We start from the raw sequence: 19708 nt of genomic DNA on the forward strand, positions 1-19708 counted from the left end.
GGAACGTTGCCATCCGGCTGGAACGGAGTAGAAGAGTGCGCATGTTGCGAACGGTTGCCGCACTGACGCTCTCCGTCGTACTGGTCGCCCCTGCTGCTGCAGCAGGTGCGGCGGAACCACCGTTGCGAGTGCCCGAACAGGTCGGCTGGGGCGGCGCGGTCTCGAGCGTCGATCCGGACGCCTCCCAGATCGGGATCGACGTGCTCCGTCGCGGCGGCAACGCCGTGGACGCGGCCGTCGCCACCGCCGCCGCGCTCGGCGTGACCGATCCCTTCTCCGCCGGCATCGGTGGCGGCGGGTTCTTCGTCCACTACGACGCGCGCACCCACCGTGTGTCCACTTTGGATGGCCGGGAGACCGCGCCGCGCGCCGCGACCGACCAGCTCTTCGTCGAGAACGGCACGCCGCTGCCGTTCGCCGAGGCGATGACCAGCGGCCTGTCCGTCGGTGTCCCCGGCACCCCCAAGACGTGGCAGGACGCCTTGCGCAAGTGGGGCACGCTGAACCTGCGCGAGGCCATGGCGCCCGCGGAAGCGTTGGCACGGCGAGGTTTCCTCGTCGACCGCACGTTCAACCAGCAGATCACCTCCAACGCCGCGCGGTTCGCCGACTTCACCTCCACGCGTGAGCTCTACCTGCCGGGCGGGCAGCCGCCCGCGATCGGCAGCACGTTCCGCAACCCGCAGCTCGCCGACACCTATCGCGAGCTCGCCCACACCAACCTCGCGTCGTTGTACGGCGGTGCCGTGGGCCGTGACCTCGTGCAGACCGTGCGCACGCCACCGGTCGTGCCGGGCTCGACCCGCAACGTGCGTTCCGGCGCCATGGAGATCTCCGACCTGGCCCGCTACCAGGTGGAACGTCGCGATCCCACGCACACCCGCTACCGCGGCCTCGACGTCTACGGCATGGCGGCCCCGTCATCCGGCGGCACCACCGTCGGCGAGGCTCTGAACATCCTGGAGTCCACGGACCTCGCGAAGGCCACGGACGTCGAGTACCTGCACCGCTTCATCGAGTCGACCAAGCTGTCGTTCGCCGACCGGCTCCGCTGGGTCGGCGACCCGGCCTTCTCGCGCGTGCCGACCGAAGGCATTCTCTCGCAGAAGTTCGCCGACAGCCGCGCGTGCCTGATCAAGTCCGACGCCGTCCTGCCCGCCCCGCAGCCCGCCGCCGACCCGCGCAACCCCCAGGCGTGCGAGGCCACGGCCGGCCTCTCCGCCCTGCGCGAGGACGCTGAACGCACCACGCACCTCACGGTCGCCGACCGCTGGGGCAACGTCGTCGCCTACACCCTCACCATCGAGGCCGAGGGCGGCAGCGGCATCGTCGTGCCGGGCCGCGGTTTCCTGCTGAACAACGAGCTCACCGACTTCGAGTTCGTCGCTCCCACCGCCGGCGTCCCGCACCCGAACCTGCCAGGCCCCGGCAAGCGCCCGCGCTCGTCGATGGCCCCGACCATCGTCCTGGACCACGGCAAGGTCGTCCTGGCCGTCGGCTCGCCGGGCGGCTCCACGATCATCACGACGGTCACCCAGATCCTGACCGCCCGCCTGGATCGCAAGATGTCCCTGCAAGAGGCCATCGCGGCCCCGCGCGCCTCCCAGCGCAACGCGGCGACCACCCCGGCCGAAGCGGCGTTCATCGCCTCGGCCGCCGCCCAGGGCCTGACCGCCATCGGCCACCGCTTCAGCCAGAACGCCGAGATCGGCGCCGCCACGGCCGTCGAACGCGCCTCGGACGGCCGCTGGCGCGCGGTCGCCGAACCGACGCGGCGCGGGGGAGGTGCAGCCCGCGTGGTGAAGGTGGGCTGACCAGCCCAAACGCGACTGTCGGACCCTCTCCCTAGAATAAAAATTGGGGGAACCCAGCAGGCGCCGTGTGTGTGGTGTGCCGCCGTGTGTGTGGAGGGCTATCGGCCGGTGTGGCCGTCGATGCGCTCGCGGATCAGGTCGGCGTGGCCGTTGTGCTGGGCGTACTCCTCGATCATGTGGATGTAGAGCCAGCGCACCGACATCTCGCCCCACCGCACGTGCACGAAGGTGTCGTCGAGGTCCCGCGTGGCGCCGGCCGCGCGGGCCTCGGCCATCTCGGCGACCAGGCCGGCGTACTCGGCTTCGGCGCGGGCCGGGTCCAGGTGTTCGAAGGCGGCGTCCTGGTCGTCCGGCGAGCTGTAGCGGGACTTCACGTCCTGGCCGGCCAGGCGGGTGCGGAACCACGCGCGTTCCACGTCGGTCAGGTGGCGGATCAGGCCCAGCAGGGTCAGGTTCGACGGCGGTGCGGAGGCGATGGCCAGCTGTTCGCCGGTCAGGCCCGCGCACTTGCGCAGGAAGGTGGCTCGATGCCGGTCGAGCCACGCTTCCAGCATCGGCCGTTCCGCGCCCAGGAACGGTTCGTCGGTCAGGGCGACTTCGGGTGCTGTCCAGATCATGGGGTCATGGTCCTTCGAACCCGCCCTCGTAGACGATCTGATTTTCGGCGTCGCGGGCGACCATGCGCAGCTGATCGCGCTTGGCCCACTGGTCGCCGCGGTTGGGCAGCGTGACGAGGAAGTGGCCGTCCTCGACGTCCGCGGTCACCTTGGGGGCGCCGCCGTCGGACACCTCGACGGTCTTCGCGGACCGGCTGGTGCGCCCGGCGAGGACGAAGCCCGATCCGAGCTTGTGGCCGCCGAGGATGATCGGCCGGTCGGACTCGTCCCAGCTGATGTCCAGGTCCCCCTTGAGCCCGGCGCCGGTCGCGGTCTCGGTCTCGGAGAAGGAGCAGATGGCCCACTTCTGATGCTCGCGGTGCGCGAGCATCAGGCCATCGCGCTCGTCGAGACCGACGACCTGCAGCGGTTCCCAGCCCTGGAGATGGTCGCCGTTCCACCCGATCTCGTAGGCGTTGTCGGCGCACCTGGCAACGACGTTCACCGGCGTCCACAGGTCGGTGTCGCCGCTCTCGAAGCTGTCCGTGCCGACCGCCGGCTTCTCGGGAAGCTCCGGGATCTGCACGGTCCGTCCGTCGAAGATCAGCTCACGGGTCGACTCGGACAGGGTTTCGACGATGAAGAAGTCCGGCGTGACCACGCCGTCCGAGAACGAGCCGGGATTGTCATGGGTGCCGTGCGTCTGCTTGGCCTTGGCCGTCTGCGCGCTGAACGGCGGCACGCCCGCGATGATCCTTCTGGAGCGGTAGGTGATCGAGCCCCCTTCCAGACCGACCGGCTGGAAGCCGTCCGACGCGACGCTGGCTCGGGTGAGGGTGAGTTCGCAGAAGCGGCCGTCCATGCCGACCAGGACCTTGCGCAGGCCAAAGACGACCATCCGGCGTGAGGTCCATGCCTGGTCGTGCAGGGCGGTGCGGCACCGTTCCAGGTCCCGGTCGGACGGGGTGAGGACCCGGTGGTGGCTCGGTCCGATGTTGAGGATGGACGGCTGGGTGATGGCGACACCGCCCGCGACCAGGAGGACCACCCCGGCGGCCACGGCCAGCGGAGCGTGGTTGCGTCGCTTGGGAGCCTCGGTGAAGGCCGGGCGCATGCGCTCCTTGACGTCTGCGGGGAGTTCACGGCGGGGTGGCAGGTCGAACGCCATCACTCCACCTCCAGGGTGTCGTCGGAGAGTTGCTTGCGCAGGCGGGTGCGGGCGCGCGAGATGCGGGAGCGGATGCTCACCTCGGCGACACCGAGCGCCTCGGCGGCCTGCGTGGTGGACAGGTCGCCGAGCAGGACCAGCTCCACGGCCTCGCGTTCGGCGCGGGGGAGGCGTTCGACCGCTTCCAGCACCTGGCGCAGGCGGGCCTCGTGATCGAGGGACGACACCACCTCGTCGGCGTGGTCGCGTGCGACGTCGTTCCTCGGCACGCGGTGCAGCAGCCGGGTGAACCGCGCCTTGCGCCGGAATTCCGAGCGCGCCAGGTTGCCCGCGACGGTGAACAGCCACGGCAGCGCGCTGTCCCGCACGATGGTCACCTCGGCGCGGCGGCGCCAGGCGGTCATGAACGTCGCCGACGTCAGGTCCTCCGCCGTCGACCACGACGCGGTCAGCCGGTAGGCGTGGTTCCACACCGCCTCGGCGTAGCGGTCGTACAGCTCGGCGAACGCGTGCTCGCTACCTCGTGCCCACAGTTCGGCGTCCGACGGGGCGTCGTCGGGCACGGCGGCCGCCCCCTCCCAGCTCGGTCGCATCAGCCTCATGACCTGGAGGTGTCCACCTCTTGGCCGAGTGTTGCACGCGATCTTCCTACCTCAGGCTGATACAGGCTCGATACCGCGAGCCGATGTGGGCTGACCTGCGTGAACGGCACAGTTTGTGTCATGGCGACGACGACTGTTAACACCGCTTCGGCCCACATCGACCTCCACGCGCTGTTCCGCCCCGTGGTGACGGCGCTGCGGTTCACCGGCCACTTCCTCGTGGCGCTGGTGAGCGTGATCTTCCTCGGCAGCGGCGCCGAGCACTGAAGGCCCTCCTCGTAGACTGGCCCCCAGTCCACTACGAGGAGCACTGCGTGACCGTCCAACCCATCCGCCTGTTCGGCGATCCGGTGCTGCGCACCTCAGCCGTCGAGGTCACCGACTTCGACAAGGAACTGCGCACCCTGGTCAAAGACCTGTGGGACTCGATGCAGGACGCGGGCGGAGCGGGACTCGCCGCGCCTCAGCTCGGCGTTGGGCTGCGCGTGTTCACCTACCACTGCGACGGCTTCGCCGGTCACCTCGTGAACCCGACCTGGGACGTGGTCGGCGACGAGATGCAGGACGGCCCCGAGGGCTGCCTGTCCATTCCCGGCATGTCGTGGGACTGCAAGCGCCACCTGCACGTGGTGGCGAAGGGCTGGAACATGCACGGCGAGCCCGTCGAGGTCGAAGGCACCGAGACACTGGCCCGCTGCATCCAGCACGAGACGGACCACCTCGACGGCGTGCTCTTCCTCGACCGCCTCGACGCCGAGACCCGCAAGCTGGCCATGAAGGAAATCCGGCGTGCCGAGTGGTTCGACGGTACGGTGCCCACCTTGAAACAGAGCCCGCACCCACTCTTCGGCAGGTCGGCCCACTGACATGCGACTCGTGTTCGCCGGCACGCCCGAGGTAGCACTTCCCTCGCTGCGCGCCTTCATCAACTCCTCCCGCCACGACGTCGTCGCCGTGGTCACCCGCCCCGACGCACCCTCCGGCCGCGGCCGCCGGCTCGAGCGCTCACCGGTCGGTGCGCTCGCCGACGAGCACGGCATCGAGGTGCTCACGCCCGCCAAGGCGGGCGATCCCGACTTCCTGGAGCGGTTGCGCGCGCTGGAGCCCGACCTGTGCCCGGTCGTGGCCTACGGCAACCTGCTGCCGCAGCGGACCCTCGACGTCCCGCGGTTCGGCTGGGTCAACCTCCACTTCTCCGTCCTGCCCGCCTGGCGCGGTGCCGCGCCGGTGCAGGCCGCCGTGCGCAACGGCGACGACATCACGGGCGCGTCGACGTTCCGGATCGTGCGCGAGCTCGACGCCGGCCCGGTGTTCGGCGTGGTGACCGAGAAGGTGCGCGACCGCGACACCTCCGGCGACCTGCTGACCCGGCTGTCGGAGTCCGGCGCGCAGCTGCTGCTGTCCACTGTGGACGGCATCGAGGACGGCACCCTGCGCGCCGTCGAGCAGCCCGCGGACGACGTCACGTACGCCGCGAAGATCACCGTCGAGGACGCGCGCCTCGACTTCGGCACGCCCGCCGTGGCGGTGGACCGCCTGGCCCGCGCGGTGACGCCGGAGCCCGGCCCGTGGGCCGAGTTCCGCGGCGAGCGGCTCAAGCTCGGACCCGTCACGCCGGTGGACGACATGACGTTGCCGCCCGGCGAGATCCTGGTCGAACGCAAGCGCGTGCTCGTGGGCACGGCGACTACCGCCGTGGCCCTCGGCGAGGTCCAGGCGCAGGGGAAGAAGCGCATGGCCGCCACGGACTGGGCTCGCGGTGTGCGCATCGAGGCAGGGGAGCGCATCGCATGAGCGCCTGCCGAACGAGGGCGCGCGGGATCGTCGCCCAGGCCCGTCTGCGGGCAGACATGACTTCCGCGCCCGGTATCGCCGGTCAGGCCCGCCCGCGGGTAGACGTGACTTTGGCGAGCGGGATTGCCACCCAGCCCTGCCAGCGGGCAGACGTGACTTCGGCGCGCGGTATCGCGGGCCAGGCCCGTCTGCGGGCGGACGTGACTTTGGCGTGCAGTATTGCCGGCCAGGCCCGTCTGCGGGCAGACATGACTTCGGCGCGCGGTATTGCCGCCCAGCCCCGCCTGCGGGCAGACATGACTTCGGCGCGTGTTGTCCGTGCCGGAACCGGGGAGCCCAATTCAGTGGAGCCCAATTCAGTGGAGCGCAGCGCATGACCGGCTACTCACGAGGAGCCTCCAAGCCCTCCCGCCCCAGCAGGCCGCACCCGCCGCGCCGTCGCACCGGGCCCGCCCGGCCTCCCGTGGAGGACCCGGCCCGTCTCGCCGCGTTGGAGACGCTGCGCGCGGTGCGGCAGCGGGACGCGTACGCGAACCTGGTGCTGCCCCAGATGTTGCGCGATCGGCGCATCACCGGGCGCGACGCCGCCCTCGCCACCGAGCTCACCTACGGTGCGGCGCGGGCGCAGGGGCTGCTCGACGCCGTCATCGAGGCGTGCTCGGATCGGCCGCTGTCCGAAGTGGACGGGTCGGCTCTCGACGCGTTGCGGCTTGGCACGTACCAGTTGCTGCGTACGCGCATTCCGTCGCACGCGGCGGTTGCCTCGACCGTCGACCTCGTGCGGGCCGAGCTGGGCTCTGGGATCGCGGGCTTCGTCAACGCCGTCCTGCGCAAGGTCTCGGAGCGGGACGAGCAGACCTGGGTCAACGAGCTCGCACCCGACGCGGAGACCGACCCCGTCGGTCACCTGGCCTTCACCCACGCCCACCCGCGGTGGATCGCGCAGGCGTTCGCGGAGGCCCTTGGCAGCCGCGAGGAGCCGCTGAAGCGCGCGCTCGAGGCTGATGACACCCGGCCGGTCGTGCACCTGGTGGCACGTCCAGGCGAGGTGAGCGCCGACGAGCTCGCCGCCATCACTGGCGGCGACGTGGCGCCGTACTCGCCCTACGGCGTGCACCTGGAGCAAGGGGCGGGTGACCCCGCCGACCTCGAGCCCGTCCGCGAACGGCTCGCGAACGTGCAGGACGAGGGCAGCCAGCTCTGCGCCCTCGCCCTGACGCGTGCACCGCTGCTGAGCGGTGACGAGAGCGCCACCGCTGGCACCGGCACCAACGTCAGCAGCAGCGACGGCGAGGGCAGCGGCACAGCAGGCACCGGAGCCACCGGCAGCGGCGACACTGGCACCGCCGCCATCGACAGCGATGGCCCTGGCAGCGACGACAGCGGCACGGCCCACACCGGCGCCACCGGCAAGGCCGACACAGGCAGCACCGGCAGCACCGGCAGCACCGGCACCGCTGGCACCGCCGGCACCGGCAGCGACGGCGGGGACAGCGCCGGGAAGAGCAGCGGCGGCACTGACGACCGCTGGCTCGACCTCTGCGCGGGCCCCGGCGGCAAGGCCGCCCTGCTTGCGGCGCTGGTCGGCATCGAAGGCGGCGAGCTGATCGCCGTCGAGAAGGCGCCCCACCGCGCCGAGCTCGTGCGCAAGATCACCTCCGGCCTGCCGGTGACCGTGCACGTGGCCGACGGCCGCGAGACCGACTTCCTGGAAGGGGCGTTCGACCGAGTGCTGGTCGACGCGCCCTGCACCGGTCTCGGTGCCTTGCGCAGGCGCCCTGAGGCGCGGTGGAGGCGCCAGCCCGCCGACGTCGGCACGCTCACGAAGTTGCAGCGCGAGCTGCTCACCGAGGCGTTGCGACTGGTGCGTCCTGGCGGAGTCGTGGGTTATGTCGTGTGCTCACCTCATCTCTCGGAGACCGTCGGGATCGTGACGGACATCGCCCGGCGCACCGGGGCCGAAGTGCTGGACGCGCGGGAGTTCTTCCCGGGAGTTCCGGACCTCGGGGAAGGCCCGCACGTTCAGCTCTGGCCGCATCTGCACGGAACCGACGCCATGTTCTGCGCGATGCTGCGACGCCCTGTTCGAGCGCTCGAGGAGAACAGTAGCGGCGAGGTCTGACAGTTTTGGATCCCTTGTGCCGCAAGGGATCCAACACGCAACGGTTGGCCGGAGTGGAACGGCACGGGCGGGGGAGCTGATCTCCCGCCTACCATCGGCAACCGTGACACGTGGACTGCTCGGACTGGTCGCCTCAGGCTGCGGCGGAGTCGAAACCTGGTTCCGCACCGACCTCGCGGAGCCGGCCAGGGAACGTGGCTGGCAGCTCGCCATCATGCTGACCCCGACCGTGGTCCCGTGGTTCGAGGAGGCGGGCGAGCTGGACAAGCTCCAGGCCCTCACCGACCTCGAGATCAGGTGGCACCCGCGCCTGCCCAGCCAGCCCAAGCCGTACCCGACGCCCGACGCGTTCGTCTTCGCCCCGGCGAGCGCGAACTCGGTGGCCAAGCTGGCCTTGGGCATCGGCGACAACCAGGCGCTGACGGCCCTGAACGAGGCGATCGGCGTCGAGGGCTGCCAGGTCGTCGTCATGCCACAGGCGAACGCGGACAAGCGCCGCCATCCCCTGTGGGAGACGCACATCAGGACGTTGCGGGGTGCGGGAGTGATCGTCACCGACGAACCGCCGGCCACGTTGCTGGACCAGCTCGAACCGTAACGGCGCGCAGACCCGACAGGACAGGCCGAGCATGAACACCATCTGGCCCGCGATCATCGCGGCGCTCGCAGCGTTGCTCGGTGCCACGCTGGGGGCCCTGGTCGAGCCGCTCAAGCTGTCGGCGGCGCGCAGGGCCCGCATCCGCCAGGAGCGGCTGGAACGCAGTGCTGAGCTGATCGAGGTCGCCAACGAGGCCCGTGGGCTGGCGATCGCGGTCAACCGCCGCCATCGGGGTGAGCAGATCGGCGGAGGTCAGGACGACTGGACCGAGATCGCCGAACGGCATCACGCCGCCCGCGCGAAGCTGAGGACGATCACCGGTGTGCTGCGGATCCTGGGCCCGGACGCGCTGGCCGACGCCGCCCAGCGAGTGCACTCGGCCGACGCGGAGCTGTCCGTCGCGCGCTTCGAGGAAGCACCTGCTCCCGATGACGGGCGGCCGCTCAGCATTCCCCCGCGGATCCTCGCGCTGAGAGACGCGCTCGACACCGCCCTCACGGACTTCACGGACGTCGCGCGCAAGCACGTGCGCTAGGCGGGAGACCCGTGTCACGACGAGGCTCCCGGCAGGCTGCCCGACCTGCTCGGCACCTAGACTTCACCCTTGTGGTCCACACGCCGATGATCGCCCCCAGCATCCTGTCCGCCGACTTCGCGCGCCTCGCCGACGAGCTCGCCGCGGTGCCCACGTCGGACTGGATCCACGTCGACGTCATGGACAACCATTTCGTGCCGAACCTGACGCTCGGCCTGCCGGTGGTGAAGTCGCTGCTCAAGGTGACCGACATCCCGATCGACTGCCACCTGATGATCGAGGACCCGGACCGCTGGGCCATCGGGTACGCGGAGGCCGGCGCGTACAACGTGACCGTGCACGTCGAGGCGGCGAACGACCCGGTGAGCCTCGCCAAGAACCTCAAAGCGGCAGGCAGCAAGGCCGGACTCAGCATCAAGCCCGGCACCCCGCTCGAGCCGTACGTGGACGTCCTGAAGCACTACGACACGCTGCTGGTGATGTCGGTCGAGCCGGGCTTCGGTGGGCAGAGCTTCATGGCCGACGTGCTGGACAAGGTGCGCCAGGCACGCCACCTGGTCGACACCGGGCACCTGAAGCTGCTGGTCGAGATCGACGGCGGCATCAACGCCGACACCATCGAACAGGCCGCGCAGGCCGGGGTGGACTGCTTCGTCGCCGGCTCCGCCGTGTACGACGCCGCCGATCCCGGCAAGGCCGTCGAGGCACTGCGCGCCCAGGCAGCCCGCGCCCAGGCAGCTGGAAAGCATGACGCCTGAGGACGCGATGGCGCTGGCCATCGCGGAGAGCGAGCGGGTGCGGGGCACTACCAGCCCCAATCCGCCGGTCGGCTGCGTCATCCTCGACGAACGCGGCAACGCGGTCGGGTTCGGCGGCACGCAACCGATCGGTGGCGCGCACGCCGAGGTGATGGCACTCAAGGAAGCGGGCACGAAGGCTCAGGGCGGCACGGCCGTTGTCACCCTCGAACCGTGCTCGCACTACGGCCGTACGCCGCCGTGCACCGAAGCGCTCATCGAAGCGGGCATCAAGCACGTCATCCACGCTCTCAGCGACCCGAACCCCAGGGCTGCGGGCGGCGCGGACCTGCTCAGGCAAGCCGGCATCACCGTCGACAGCGGTCTCAGTGCGGACCTGGTCAGCAACGGCCCCCTCAGGGCGTGGCTGCACTACGCGCGCACGGGCCGCCCGCACGTCACGTGGAAGTACGCGGCGTCGCTGGACGGCCGGATCGCGGCGCAGGACGGCACCAGCCAGTGGATCAGCTCGGAGATCTCTCGCAAACAGGTCCACGAACTGCGCACGAAGCTGGACGCCATCATCGTCGGCACGAACACTGTCCGTAAGGACGACCCCGCGCTGACGGCCAGGGACGCGGACGGAATGCCGCTGCCCCGCCAGCCGTTGCCCGTGGTCGTGGGCAAGAGCGACCTGCCGGATGGAGCCAAACTCCAGCACACCGCGCTACACCTGCGCACGCACGACCCGGACGAGGTGCTGGCGGAGCTGGCCGGCCGTGGGGTGGTGGACGTGCTGCTCGAGGGTGGCCCGACGGTGGCCGGCGCGTTCCTGCGCGCGGGGCGGATCGACCGCGTGCTCGCCTACGTCGCGCCGGTGCTGCTGGGGGACGGGCCGGCGGCGGTGCTGGACGCTGGGGTGTCAACCATCACGGACGCTGTCCGGTTGACCGTAGAAGACGTCACCATGAGCGGACCAGACTTGCGGATCAGCGCGGTTCCGCAAATTTAGGAGGAGCGGTGTTCACCGGGATCGTCGAGGAACTCGGCCACGTCGTCGCGACGCAGGACCTGCCGGACGCGGCACGGATCCGCATCGCCGGGCCGATCGTGACCAGCGACGCGAAGCACGGCGACTCCATCGCGGTGAACGGCGTCTGCCTCACCGTCGTGGAGGTCGAGAACAACACCTTCACCGCCGACGTGATGCGCGAGACCCTCGTGCGCAGCAGCCTCGCGAAGATCGCGGAGGGCGACAAGGTCAACCTGGAGCGCGCGGCCGCGGTCGGCCAGCGGCTCGGTGGCCACATCGTGCAGGGCCACGTCGACGGCACGGGGCTGATTCTCGCGCGGGAGAAGGCGGAGCACTGGGAGATGGTCCACATCGGACTGCCCCCGAACCTCGCCCGCTACGTCGTGGAGAAGGGCTCCATCACGGTCGACGGCGTCTCGCTCACGGTCGTGAGCGTCTCCGAGGACCAGTTCACCGTCAGCCTGATCCCCACCACGCTCGACCTCACCACGCTCGGGCACCGCCTGCCGGGCCACGTGGTGAACCTGGAGGTCGACGTGCTGGCGAAGTACGTTGAACGACTGGCCATCCCGCACCTGCGGGGTATTGCGGGCGAGGAGACCCAGTGAGCACCGACTTCGCGGACATCGAGCGGGCGATCAAGGACATGGCCGCCGGGCGGCCCGTGGTCGTCGTCGACGACGAGGACCGCGAGAACGAGGGCGACCTGATCTTCGCCGCCGAGAAGGCGACGCCGGAGCTGCTCGCGTTCATGGTCCGCTACACCTCCGGGTACGTCTGCGTGGCGCTGACGGACTCCGACTGCGACCGCCTCGACCTGCCGCCGATGTACCACACGAACCAGGACCAGCGCGGCACCGCGTACACGGTCACGGTCGACGCCCGTGAGGGCATCAGCACGGGCATCTCGGCCGCCGACCGCGCCCGCACGATCCGGCTGCTCGCCGACCCGACGTCCAAGGCCACCGACTTCAACCGGCCCGGCCACGTGGTGCCGTTGCGCGCCAAGGACGGTGGCGTGCTGCGCCGGCCCGGCCACACCGAGGCCTCCATCGACCTCGCGCGCCTCGCGGGACTGTCTCCGGCCGGTGTGCTCTGCGAGATCGTGTCGCAGAAGGTCGAGGAGGAAATGGCCCGCCGCGACGAGCTCGAGGTGTTCGCGGCCGACCACGATCTCGCGATCATCTCGATCGCGGACCTGATCGCGTACCGCCGCCGGGTCGAGACCCAGGTGGAACGGGTCGCCGAGGCACGCATCCCGACCGCGCACGGCGTGTTCACCGCGGTCGGCTACGACAGCCTGCTGGACGGCATCGAGCACGTCGCGCTGGTCTACGGCGACGTCGGCGACGGCGAGGACGTGCTGGTGCGCGTGCACTCCGAGTGCCTCACCGGTGACGTGTTCGGCTCGCTGCGCTGCGACTGCGGCCCGCAGCTCGACGCGGCGCTGGAAGCCGTTGCGGCACAAGGACGTGGCGTCGTGCTGTACATGCGCGGCCACGAGGGTCGCGGCATCGGCCTGATGCACAAGCTGCAGGCCTACCAGCTGCAGGACCAGGGCGCGGACACCGTGGACGCGAACCTGGCACTGGGCGTGCCGGCTGACGCGCGCGACTACGGCACGGGCGCGCAGATCCTCGCCGACCTCGGCATCAAGTCCATGCGGCTGCTGACGAACAACCCCGCGAAACGCGTGGGACTCGAGGCTGGCTACGGTCTGCGGGTGATCGACCGGGTGCCGCTGCCGATCTCCCCGAACCCGGAGAACCTGCGGTACCTGCGCACCAAGCGCGACCGGATGGGCCACGAGCTGCACCAGCTGGAGCAGTACGAGGCCGTTGTTTCCGCTACGGAGGACCAGGAATGAGCGGCGAGGGCCGTCCAGAGCAGACCCGGCTCGACGGCAAGGGCCTGAGCGTCGCGATCGCGGCGACGCGCTGGCACACCAAGATCACCGACCAGCTCGTCGAGCGTGCGCTGAAAGCCGCCGAGGACGCCGGTTGTGTCGACACGACCGTCGTGCGTGTCGCGGGAGCGATCGAGCTTCCCGTTGTCGTGCAGGAACTCGCGCGTCACCACGACGCGGTGGTCGCGCTGGGCGTGGTCATCCGCGGTGGCACCCCGCACTTCGAGTACGTGTGCGACTCGGTGACGGACGGCCTCACGCGCGTGGCGCTGGACGAGTCGACGCCGGTCGGCAACGGCGTGCTGACGACCAACACCGAGGAGCAGGCGCTGGCACGGGCCGGGCTGCCGGATTCGGTGGAGGACAAGGGCTACGAGGCGACCGTGGCCGCGATCGACACCGCACTGGTGCTGCGCGGCCTGCGTCAGCCGTGGACCGAGCGGGGTTTCGAGTGATGACCCAGGAGACGACGACCGTGGTGCTGCGCCCCAAGAAGATCCGCCGGGTGGCGTGGGCGTGCGCGGCCGGCCTGATCGTCGTGTTCACGGTGGTCGGACTGCTGCTGGGCGACACCCCGACCGGCGTGATCTTCCGGACCTCCGACCAGGTCGCGATGATCGTGCTCGGCTTCCTGCTCGCGGGCGGGGTGCTGCTGCTGGCCCGCCCGAGGGTCACCGCGGACGCCGAGGGCATCGACGTGCGCAACGTCGTGACGTCCCACCACTTCGCGTGGAAGGACGTCCTGTCGGTCAGCTTCCCGGACGGTGCCGCGTGGGCCCGCCTGGAGCTGCCGGACGACGAGTACATCTCGGTCATGGCCGTGCAGGCCGTCGACCGCGAGTACGCCGTCACGTCGGTGCGCTCGCTGCGTGAGCTGCACAAGACGGCGCGCAGCTAGCTACGGGTGGTCTGCCCGGTAGAACATCTCGAACTGGATGCCGTCCGGGTCCTTGAACGTCAGCACCGACCCGTAGTGGTGGTGCGCCACCGGGGTGTAGGTGACGCCCTGCTCTTCGAAGTGGCTCTGCCACTCGCCGAGCTGGGCGGGGTCGTCGACCTTGAACCCCAGGTGGTCGAAGCCGGTGCGAGCGGGGTCGAACCCTTCGCCCTGGTTCGCGTAGTGCTGCTGGAACTCGATGATCGTCGCGGTCGCCGGGTGGATGAGCAGGATCGCCCGCCACCCGTCGCCCCGCACCCGCTCGATCTCCTTCAAGCCGAAGATGTCGCTCCACCACGTGGCACTGCGGTCCGCGTCGCGAGCGGAGAACGAGATGTGAGAGACCTTGCTGAACGTGGGCATGTGCACCCCCTATACTCCGGACCGGAGGATTATTTACTCCTGTCAGGAGGATGATGTCAAGGGAGCTCACGACCACCTCGTACGCCATCCTCGGGCTGCTCGCGATCAAGCCGTGGACGACGTACGAGCTGGCGCAGCAGATGGACCGCAGCCTCAAGCACTACTGGCCGCGCGCCGCCAGCCGGATCTACGAGGAGCCGAAGCGCCTGACCGCGCTCGGCCTGGCGGAGGCCACCGCCGAACGGGTCGGCAAGCGCCCCCGCACCGTCTACTCGATCACCGCCGAGGGCAGGGAGACCCTGGCCGCGTGGCTCGCGGAACCCGGCGGCGGGCCGGTGGTGGAGTTCGAGGCGATGCTCAAGGTCTTCTTCGCCGAGCACGCCACCACACGTGACGTGCTGGCCAACATCGACGCCATCCGGCTCTGGGCCGAGCGGCAGAACGCAGAGAACGTCGCGTTCGCCCGCCTCTACACCGAGCAGGGCGGCCCGTTCCCCGAGCGCCTCGCCGCCATCATCCTGACCGGCAGGTTCGTGACCGATCTCGCGGACATGCTGGCGAAGTGGTCGCGGTGGGCGGCCGAGGTCGTCGGCGAGTGGCCGGACGATCCCGGCGAGGCGACACCGGACCTGGACCTGCTGCGGGCCATCGCGCAGCGCCGGGTCACGCCGGCCGAGCTGCCCGGCGGGTGAGCAGTGCCCGCGCGACGACCCCGGGGTTGAGCAGCACCGACGGCGCCTCGGCCCGCATTCCGAACGCGGCCAGCCTGCGAGCGATCTGTTGATCGGTGACGGCGGCGGTGCGGATGGCCCGCTGCAACGCGTTGGGCGGCTTGGCGAGGGCGTCCTGCCGGCCGAGGTCGTCGTACCTGTCGATGAACCGGTGTGCGCGGCGATAACGCCGCAACGCACGCCCGAGGTCACCGCCGTCGCGCAGCGTGTCGGCCGTGGCGTCCGTGAGCCACGCCGCGCTGCGGAAGGCCCAGCCGCACCCCACCGCCGGCACGGGGTCCGAGGCGGTGGCCGCGTCGCCGACCAGCGCGAGACCCGGCCGTGGCACCGGTGACCGCCGCACGCACGGGTAGTCGGTCGTGCCGACCAGGTTCGACACTCGGCGGGCGCAGGAGAGCGTCGGGCCGCCGGGCAGGCGTGCGACGAACCTGTCGAACGCGGCGAGCCGGTCTTCGGCGAACTCGGCCAGCCGCTCCTTCGCCGGGAACACGCCGACCAGGGTGAGACCGTCGTCGACCTGGACGCACACGGCGATGTCCGGGTCGAGCTGCCACAACTGGCCGTCACCGGGGCCCATCATCTCCGCGCCCTCGTAGTAGGCCCAGAACAGGAAGCGCTCGTTCGGGGCGACGTCCTCGGGCACACCGGCGAGGCGTGCGACCGTCGAGTGGTGGCCGTCCGCACCGACGACGAGACGGGCGTGCAGCCTGGTGCCGTCATCCGTGACGACGCCGCTGACCGCACCGTTCTCGACCAGACCGACCACCTTCTGCCCCATCAGCAGGTCCACGCCGGGCGTGCCGGCCGCGATCTCGCGCAGCAACGGGTCGAGCTTGCTGCGCCGCAGGCTGATCGCGGGCGGAACACCGTGATCGGCTGCCGGCACGATCCACCCGGCGTCCGTCCACACGCCCAGCCCGGTGGTGACGGCCGCGCCGCGATCGAGCATCGGCTGCCAGAAGTCCAGGCGGCGCAACACGTCGTGCGTGCCGCCGAGGATGAAGTGCCCGCACAGCGTCTTGTGCGCCTGCGGGCTGCGATGTCTTTCCAGCAACGCGACGCGCAGGCCTGCGCGTCCGTACTGCGTCGCAGCCGTGCAACCGGCGATGCTCGCTCCCACGATGATCACGTCGTAGTCCATGCCGAGGAGCGTGCGGCCGGGTGCGCACCCACGACATCCGTGGTGAGTACCTATTCCACTCGCCGACTACCTACCATCTGCGCGTGGGCACAACCGCGCTGGTGGAGCGCGACCGCGAGCGTGCCGCGCTGGCCTCGTGGTGGGACGAGGCCGTCGCCGGGCACGGCCGGCTCGTGCTCGTGGGCGGTGACGCGGGCGCGGGCAAGACGGCGTTGGTCGACGCTTTCGGCAGCCACGTCGCCGGCCGGCTGCTGCGCGGCACCTGCGAACCGCTCACAGCCCCGGTGCCGCTGGGCCCTGTGCGTGACATGGACCTGCCGTGTGCGCTGACCGGCGATCCGGTCGAGATCCGCCGCCTGTTCCTCGACGAGCTGCGCGAGACCGCCACCCTCGTCGTGCTGGACGACGCGCAGTGGGCGGACGAGGGCACGCTCGACCTGCTGCGGTTCCTGGGGCGGCGCATCGGGCAGTGCCCGGCGATGGTCGTCGTGGTGTACCGGGACGACGAGGTCGGCGTCCGCCATCCGCTGCGCGTGCTGGCCGGCGACCTGTCGACCGTGCCCGTGGTCCGCAGGCTGGCCGTGCCGCCGCTTTCGCTCGCCGCGGTCACCGCGCTGGCGGAGGGCTCCGAGGTCGACCCCACCGAACTGCACGACCGCACGGGCGGCAACGCGTTCTTCGTGACCGAGGTGCTGGGCGACGGCGCCGCGACCGTGCCCGCCACCGTCCGGGACGCGGTGCTGGCCAGGGCGGCCCGGCTGGCACCGGGTGCGCGCGAGGTGCTGGACGCTCTCGCCTGCCTCGGGCCCCGTGCCGCGCCGTGGGTGGTCGAGGCGGTGTCGGGCCGTCCGCCGGCCGATCTCGACGAGTGTGCCGACCGCGGCCTGGTGGTCGCCGACGGCGGGGTGGTGTCGTTCCGGCACGAACTCGCCCGCGTGACGGTGGAGCAGGCGATCGCACCGGGTCGTGCCGCGTGGCTGCACCGGCAGGCGCTGACGGTGCTGGGAACCTGTCCGCCCGGTGAGGTCGAGCCCGCCCGGCTGGCCGGCCACGCGTCGCTCGCCCAGGACCGAACTGCGTTGCTCACCCACGCCCGTGCGGCGGCTGAGCAGGCGTCGGCGCTGGGTGCGCACAAGGAAGCGGCCGCGCAACTGCGGCGAGCGCTGGACGTGTGTGGGGACAGCACGCTACGGGCGGAGTTGCTCGAAGGACTCGGCCGGCAGTGTCACCTGGCCGACGACCTGGAGGGCGCGCTGAGCTGGTGGCGGGAGGCCGTGGCGGCGAGGACGTCGATCGGTGACCGGCGCGGCCAGGGCACGGCACTGGTGGGTCTCGCGATCACCGCCCTGCACCTGGCGCGGGAGATCCCGCTCGGCGAACGATCGAGCGATCAGGCCGTCGAGGTGCTCACCGGTCTGCCGCCCGGACCCGACTTCGCGCTCGCTTGTGCGGTGCGCGGGAAGTTCGCGGCGATGGGGTTCCGCAACGACGAGGCCATCGCGTGGGGAGAGCGGGCGCTCGTTGGCGACAGTCCGCTCGTGCGCGCGTTGGCCGCCTTGTCGATCGGCATCGGCCGCGCGCAGAACGGGGATCTGCGGGGTCTCGACCTCATCGGCGAGACCGTCCGGCTGACCCGCGCGGCCGGTGCGCACGACGAGGCCGGGCTCGCGTACTTCTGGGCGCAGCTGATCTGCGTGACGCGTCGCTGGTACCGGCAGGCCGACCAGTGGTACGCCGAGGCGATCGCGTTCACGGAGGACCACGGCCAGGAGGTCTGGCGCCAGTGGCTGCGCGCGTTCCGGGCACGTGCGCTGCTCGACCAGGGCTGCTGGGACGAGGCCGAGGCGCTCGCCTCCGAGGTGCTCCGATCGGCCGCTGTGGACGACGGCCGCACGATGATCAGCATGGTGGTGCTCTGCACGCTGCGCGCCCGCCGTGGTGACCCCGACTCGCACCAGCTGCTCACGCGCGTGCGACCGGCCATGGTCAACGCCGAACCCGTCGTCGGGTGGCTGGTCGGCGCGACTCGCGCACTGGCCGAAACCGCTTGGTACGCGGGCGATCTCGACGAACTGCGCGCGATCGTCGCCCCTGCTCTGCCGGCGGCGCTGGAGCAGGGAGAGCCGTGGCACCTGGGCGCGCTCGCTCACCTGCTGTCGCGCACCGGCGCCGGATCGGCGGTGCCGGCCGGGGCGGCTGAGCCGTATCGGTTGCAGCTCAACGGTTTCCACGAGGAGGCCGCGCTGCTTTGGCGGCAGGTCGGCTGCCCGTACGAGGCAGCGGTCGCGCTGGTGGACAGCGGCGACGAAAGGCTTCTGCGCGAAGCTCTCACCGAGTTCGACAGGCTGGGAGCCCAGCCGATGCGCGATGCGACCGCCAAGCGCCTGCGCAGCCACGGCGTCCGCGACATCCCCCGGCGGCCGACCTCCACCGGCGCGGACGGTCTCAGCGCGCGGGAACGCGAGGTGCTGACCCTGCTCGCCGACGGGCGGCGCAACACCGAGATCGCTGAGGAACTGTTCCTGTCCCGCCGGACGGTCGAGCACCACGTCGCTTCCGTGCTGCGCAAACTGCGCGTCCCGAACAGGGCGGAAGCGGCCAGGTACGCCCGGCGCAACGGCGCCTAGGTCCAGAGCCCCAGGATCGCTCCGGCGAGCGCCAGCCCGACGATGTGATAGCCCGAGCCGATGGCCGCGAACGTCACCGGCGCGGGCTTCGTCATGTCGAAGGTGCCCGCCACGAAGATGACCGGCAGGGCGACGCCGACACCGACGACGAGCCCGAGCAGGATGCCTTCCATGATGTTGTCGGTGCCGGACGCGGCACCGATCATCGCCGTCGCGAGCGTCGCGACGAAGCAGGTGGCCAGCGGGACGACGTAGATGCCCGCGCGCGCGTCCTCCGGTGGGTTCAGGTCCCAGCCGGCGGCTCGTTGCCAGGCCCTGCCGAAAGCGAAGTCCGCGTACCAGAGGGCACCTAGAGCGAAGTACGCGATCGTTGCCACGATGACGGCAAGCCAGTTCAGGTCGCCGAGCACGGTCAAGCTCATGCCATCTCCCGCGGTGTTCAGGGTGACTTGGCATCGCGGGGTGAACGTTCACCGTTACCGATGGAGCGGTTCCCGATGGATCGCTACCGCCACACGGCCAGAATGATGCTGGCCAGCAACAAACCGACGAAGTGGTAGCCCGCGCTGATCGCGACCGACGTCATCGCGGCCGGCTTGGTCGAGTCGAACATGCCGGTGACCGCGAGGATCGCGGCGGACAGTCCGATGCCGACGACGATCGCGAGCACGATGCCCTCGCCGACGGTGTCCGTGCCGCTGGCCGCGGCCAGCATCGCCGTCGCGAGCGTGGCGACGAAGCACGTGGCGAGCGGGACCACGTAGATGCCGGCGCCCGCGCCCTCAGGTGCGTTGCCGTCCCAGCCCATGGCCTTCTGCCAGGCCTTGCCGAAGAGGAACTCGGCGTACCAGAGGCCGCCGAGTCCGAAGTAGACGATGGTGGCGACGATGACGGCGAGCCAGTTGAGGTCGCCGAGGACGCTGAAGCTCATGATTCCTCCAGCCCTGTCGAGGTGCGGGAATCGTAGATCCAAAGACAAAGGGCCGCTCACCGAATCCGGTGAG

Annotated in this window: 22 protein-coding genes; 15 read left to right on the forward strand and 7 right to left on the reverse strand. The window is 70.8% G+C overall.

The features are described 5' to 3' along the window. Positions 1–41: 41 nt before the first annotated feature. Positions 42–1814, forward strand: a complete 1773-nt coding sequence (gene ggt / locus ACIA8G_RS00895) for a gamma-glutamyltransferase (RefSeq protein WP_396416167.1) — start codon at positions 42–44, stop codon at positions 1812–1814. A gap of 98 nt (positions 1815–1912) precedes the next feature. Here the strand turns inward: ggt and ACIA8G_RS00900 are convergent, their stop codons facing one another. From ACIA8G_RS00900 to ACIA8G_RS00910, 3 genes are read right to left on the reverse strand one after another with little or no spacing between them, the layout of a single operon-like run. After that, positions 1913–2431, reverse strand: coding sequence for a DinB family protein (locus ACIA8G_RS00900; protein WP_396416168.1), 519 nt, complete (start codon positions 2429–2431; stop codon positions 1913–1915). Positions 2432–2435: 4 nt separating this feature from the next. After that, positions 2436–3578, reverse strand: coding sequence for a hypothetical protein (locus tag ACIA8G_RS00905; RefSeq protein ID WP_396416169.1), 1143 nt, complete (start codon positions 3576–3578; stop codon positions 2436–2438). Next, complete coding sequence (locus ACIA8G_RS00910) at positions 3578–4171, reverse strand: RNA polymerase sigma factor (RefSeq protein ID WP_396417290.1); 594 nt, start codon at positions 4169–4171, stop codon at positions 3578–3580. The genes ACIA8G_RS00905 and ACIA8G_RS00910 overlap by 1 nt, the downstream gene beginning before the upstream one ends. A gap of 129 nt (positions 4172–4300) precedes the next feature. Here ACIA8G_RS00910 and ACIA8G_RS00915 point away from each other — a divergent pair, with 129 nt between their 5' ends. The 12 genes from ACIA8G_RS00915 to ACIA8G_RS00970 all read left to right on the forward strand — a co-directional run bounded on the left by ACIA8G_RS00915 (position 4301) and on the right by ACIA8G_RS00970 (position 13803). Beyond that, positions 4301–4447: a hypothetical protein gene (locus tag ACIA8G_RS00915; RefSeq protein ID WP_396416170.1), complete on the forward strand. Its 147-nt coding sequence runs from the start codon at positions 4301–4303 to the stop codon at positions 4445–4447. Between the two features lie 47 nt (positions 4448–4494). Beyond that, positions 4495–5046, forward strand: a complete 552-nt coding sequence (gene def, locus ACIA8G_RS00920; protein ID WP_396416171.1) for a peptide deformylase — start codon at positions 4495–4497, stop codon at positions 5044–5046. A 1-nt stretch (position 5047) separates the two neighbouring features. After that, positions 5048–5974 carry a methionyl-tRNA formyltransferase gene (fmt, locus tag ACIA8G_RS00925; protein ID WP_396416172.1) on the forward strand — a complete coding sequence of 309 codons (927 nt, stop codon included), beginning with the start codon at positions 5048–5050 and terminating at the stop codon, positions 5972–5974. Between the two features lie 373 nt (positions 5975–6347). Further along, positions 6348–8096: an RsmB/NOP family class I SAM-dependent RNA methyltransferase gene (locus tag ACIA8G_RS00930; RefSeq protein ID WP_396416173.1), complete on the forward strand. Its 1749-nt coding sequence runs from the start codon at positions 6348–6350 to the stop codon at positions 8094–8096. Positions 8097–8199: 103 nt separating this feature from the next. Beyond that, complete coding sequence (locus ACIA8G_RS00935) at positions 8200–8694, forward strand: flavoprotein (RefSeq protein WP_396416174.1); 495 nt, start codon at positions 8200–8202, stop codon at positions 8692–8694. Positions 8695–8725: 31 nt separating this feature from the next. Beyond that, positions 8726–9229: a hypothetical protein gene (locus ACIA8G_RS00940; RefSeq protein ID WP_396416175.1), complete on the forward strand. Its 504-nt coding sequence runs from the start codon at positions 8726–8728 to the stop codon at positions 9227–9229. 86 nt (positions 9230–9315) lie between these two features. Beyond that, positions 9316–9987 carry a ribulose-phosphate 3-epimerase gene (rpe, locus tag ACIA8G_RS00945; RefSeq protein ID WP_396416176.1) on the forward strand — a complete coding sequence of 224 codons (672 nt, stop codon included), beginning with the start codon at positions 9316–9318 and terminating at the stop codon, positions 9985–9987. Continuing rightward, the gene (gene ribD, locus ACIA8G_RS00950; protein WP_396416177.1) at positions 9977–10978 is read left to right on the forward strand and encodes a bifunctional diaminohydroxyphosphoribosylaminopyrimidine deaminase/5-amino-6-(5-phosphoribosylamino)uracil reductase RibD; all 1002 of its coding nucleotides are present in this window, start codon (positions 9977–9979) and stop codon (positions 10976–10978) included. The genes rpe and ribD overlap by 11 nt, the downstream gene beginning before the upstream one ends. Positions 10979–10986: 8 nt before the next feature. Further along, positions 10987–11607, forward strand: a complete 621-nt coding sequence (locus ACIA8G_RS00955) for a riboflavin synthase (protein ID WP_396416178.1) — start codon at positions 10987–10989, stop codon at positions 11605–11607. After that, positions 11604–12866 carry a bifunctional 3,4-dihydroxy-2-butanone-4-phosphate synthase/GTP cyclohydrolase II gene (locus ACIA8G_RS00960; protein ID WP_396416179.1) on the forward strand — a complete coding sequence of 421 codons (1263 nt, stop codon included), beginning with the start codon at positions 11604–11606 and terminating at the stop codon, positions 12864–12866. Before ACIA8G_RS00955 ends, ACIA8G_RS00960 begins: the two co-directional genes overlap by 4 nt. Next, positions 12863–13360, forward strand: coding sequence for a 6,7-dimethyl-8-ribityllumazine synthase (gene ribH / locus ACIA8G_RS00965; RefSeq protein ID WP_086665621.1), 498 nt, complete (start codon positions 12863–12865; stop codon positions 13358–13360). The genes ACIA8G_RS00960 and ribH overlap by 4 nt, the downstream gene beginning before the upstream one ends. Continuing rightward, a complete protein-coding gene (locus ACIA8G_RS00970) occupies positions 13360–13803 on the forward strand; it encodes a PH domain-containing protein (RefSeq protein ID WP_396416180.1) in 444 nt (147 codons plus the stop codon). Before ribH ends, ACIA8G_RS00970 begins: the two co-directional genes overlap by 1 nt. Here ACIA8G_RS00970 and ACIA8G_RS00975 read toward each other — a convergent pair whose 3' ends face one another. Further along, a complete protein-coding gene (locus ACIA8G_RS00975; protein ID WP_396416181.1) occupies positions 13804–14205 on the reverse strand; it encodes a VOC family protein in 402 nt (133 codons plus the stop codon). A 53-nt stretch (positions 14206–14258) separates the two neighbouring features. On the opposite strand from ACIA8G_RS00975, the gene ACIA8G_RS00980 reads away from it, so the two are divergent. Further along, on the forward strand, positions 14259–14897 hold the full coding sequence (locus ACIA8G_RS00980; protein ID WP_396416182.1) for a PadR family transcriptional regulator: 639 nt from the start codon (positions 14259–14261) through the stop codon (positions 14895–14897). Here ACIA8G_RS00980 and ACIA8G_RS00985 read toward each other — a convergent pair. Then, positions 14869–16077 (reverse strand): FAD-dependent oxidoreductase, encoded by a 1209-nt coding sequence (locus ACIA8G_RS00985; RefSeq protein ID WP_396416183.1) that lies wholly within the window; start codon positions 16075–16077, stop codon positions 14869–14871. The two genes, ACIA8G_RS00980 and ACIA8G_RS00985, sit on opposite strands and share 29 nt — an antisense overlap. 83 nt (positions 16078–16160) lie before the next feature. Between ACIA8G_RS00985 and ACIA8G_RS00990 the strand changes: the two genes are divergently transcribed. Further along, positions 16161–18704: an ATP-binding protein gene (locus tag ACIA8G_RS00990; RefSeq protein WP_396416184.1), complete on the forward strand. Its 2544-nt coding sequence runs from the start codon at positions 16161–16163 to the stop codon at positions 18702–18704. Here the strand turns inward: ACIA8G_RS00990 and ACIA8G_RS00995 are convergent. Both ACIA8G_RS00995 and ACIA8G_RS01000 read right to left on the reverse strand, forming a co-directional pair. Further along, entirely contained in the window at positions 18701–19126 is a 426-nt protein-coding gene (locus ACIA8G_RS00995) for a DUF1761 domain-containing protein (protein WP_396416185.1), read from the reverse strand. The two genes, ACIA8G_RS00990 and ACIA8G_RS00995, sit on opposite strands and share 4 nt — an antisense overlap. An 83-nt stretch (positions 19127–19209) precedes the next feature. After that, complete coding sequence (locus ACIA8G_RS01000; RefSeq protein ID WP_396416186.1) at positions 19210–19635, reverse strand: DUF1761 domain-containing protein; 426 nt, start codon at positions 19633–19635, stop codon at positions 19210–19212. Between the last annotated feature and the right edge of the window lie 73 nt (positions 19636–19708).

This window comes from Lentzea sp. NPDC051213 (assembly GCF_044455585.1).
GTDB lineage: Bacteria > Actinomycetota > Actinomycetes > Mycobacteriales > Pseudonocardiaceae > Lentzea.

Bases quoted from the DNA above. Each gene is read 5' to 3' on its own strand.
- ACIA8G_RS00930 (WP_396416173.1), top strand. From the start codon at position 6,348: ATGACCGGCTACTCACGAGGAGCCTCCAAGCCCTCCCGCCCCAGCAGG.
- ACIA8G_RS00910 (WP_396417290.1), bottom strand. From the start codon at position 4,171: ATGCGACCGAGCTGGGAGGGGGCGGCCGCCGTGCCCGACGACGCCCCG.
- ACIA8G_RS01000 (WP_396416186.1), bottom strand. From the start codon at position 19,635: ATGAGCTTCAGCGTCCTCGGCGACCTCAACTGGCTCGCCGTCATCGTC.
- ACIA8G_RS00900 (WP_396416168.1), bottom strand. From the start codon at position 2,431: ATGATCTGGACAGCACCCGAAGTCGCCCTGACCGACGAACCGTTCCTG.
- fmt (WP_396416172.1), top strand. From the start codon at position 5,048: ATGCGACTCGTGTTCGCCGGCACGCCCGAGGTAGCACTTCCCTCGCTG.
- ACIA8G_RS00940 (WP_396416175.1), top strand. From the start codon at position 8,726: ATGAACACCATCTGGCCCGCGATCATCGCGGCGCTCGCAGCGTTGCTC.
- ACIA8G_RS00995 (WP_396416185.1), bottom strand. From the start codon at position 19,126: ATGAGCTTGACCGTGCTCGGCGACCTGAACTGGCTTGCCGTCATCGTG.
- ACIA8G_RS00985 (WP_396416183.1), bottom strand. From the start codon at position 16,077: ATGGACTACGACGTGATCATCGTGGGAGCGAGCATCGCCGGTTGCACG.
- ACIA8G_RS00915 (WP_396416170.1), top strand. From the start codon at position 4,301: ATGGCGACGACGACTGTTAACACCGCTTCGGCCCACATCGACCTCCAC.
- ribD (WP_396416177.1), top strand. From the start codon at position 9,977: ATGACGCCTGAGGACGCGATGGCGCTGGCCATCGCGGAGAGCGAGCGG.
- ACIA8G_RS00905 (WP_396416169.1), bottom strand. From the start codon at position 3,578: ATGGCGTTCGACCTGCCACCCCGCCGTGAACTCCCCGCAGACGTCAAG.
- ACIA8G_RS00970 (WP_396416180.1), top strand. From the start codon at position 13,360: ATGACCCAGGAGACGACGACCGTGGTGCTGCGCCCCAAGAAGATCCGC.
- ACIA8G_RS00975 (WP_396416181.1), bottom strand. From the start codon at position 14,205: ATGCCCACGTTCAGCAAGGTCTCTCACATCTCGTTCTCCGCTCGCGAC.
- rpe (WP_396416176.1), top strand. From the start codon at position 9,316: ATGATCGCCCCCAGCATCCTGTCCGCCGACTTCGCGCGCCTCGCCGAC.
- ACIA8G_RS00980 (WP_396416182.1), top strand. From the start codon at position 14,259: ATGTCAAGGGAGCTCACGACCACCTCGTACGCCATCCTCGGGCTGCTC.
- ribH (WP_086665621.1), top strand. From the start codon at position 12,863: ATGAGCGGCGAGGGCCGTCCAGAGCAGACCCGGCTCGACGGCAAGGGC.
- ggt (WP_396416167.1), top strand. From the start codon at position 42: ATGTTGCGAACGGTTGCCGCACTGACGCTCTCCGTCGTACTGGTCGCC.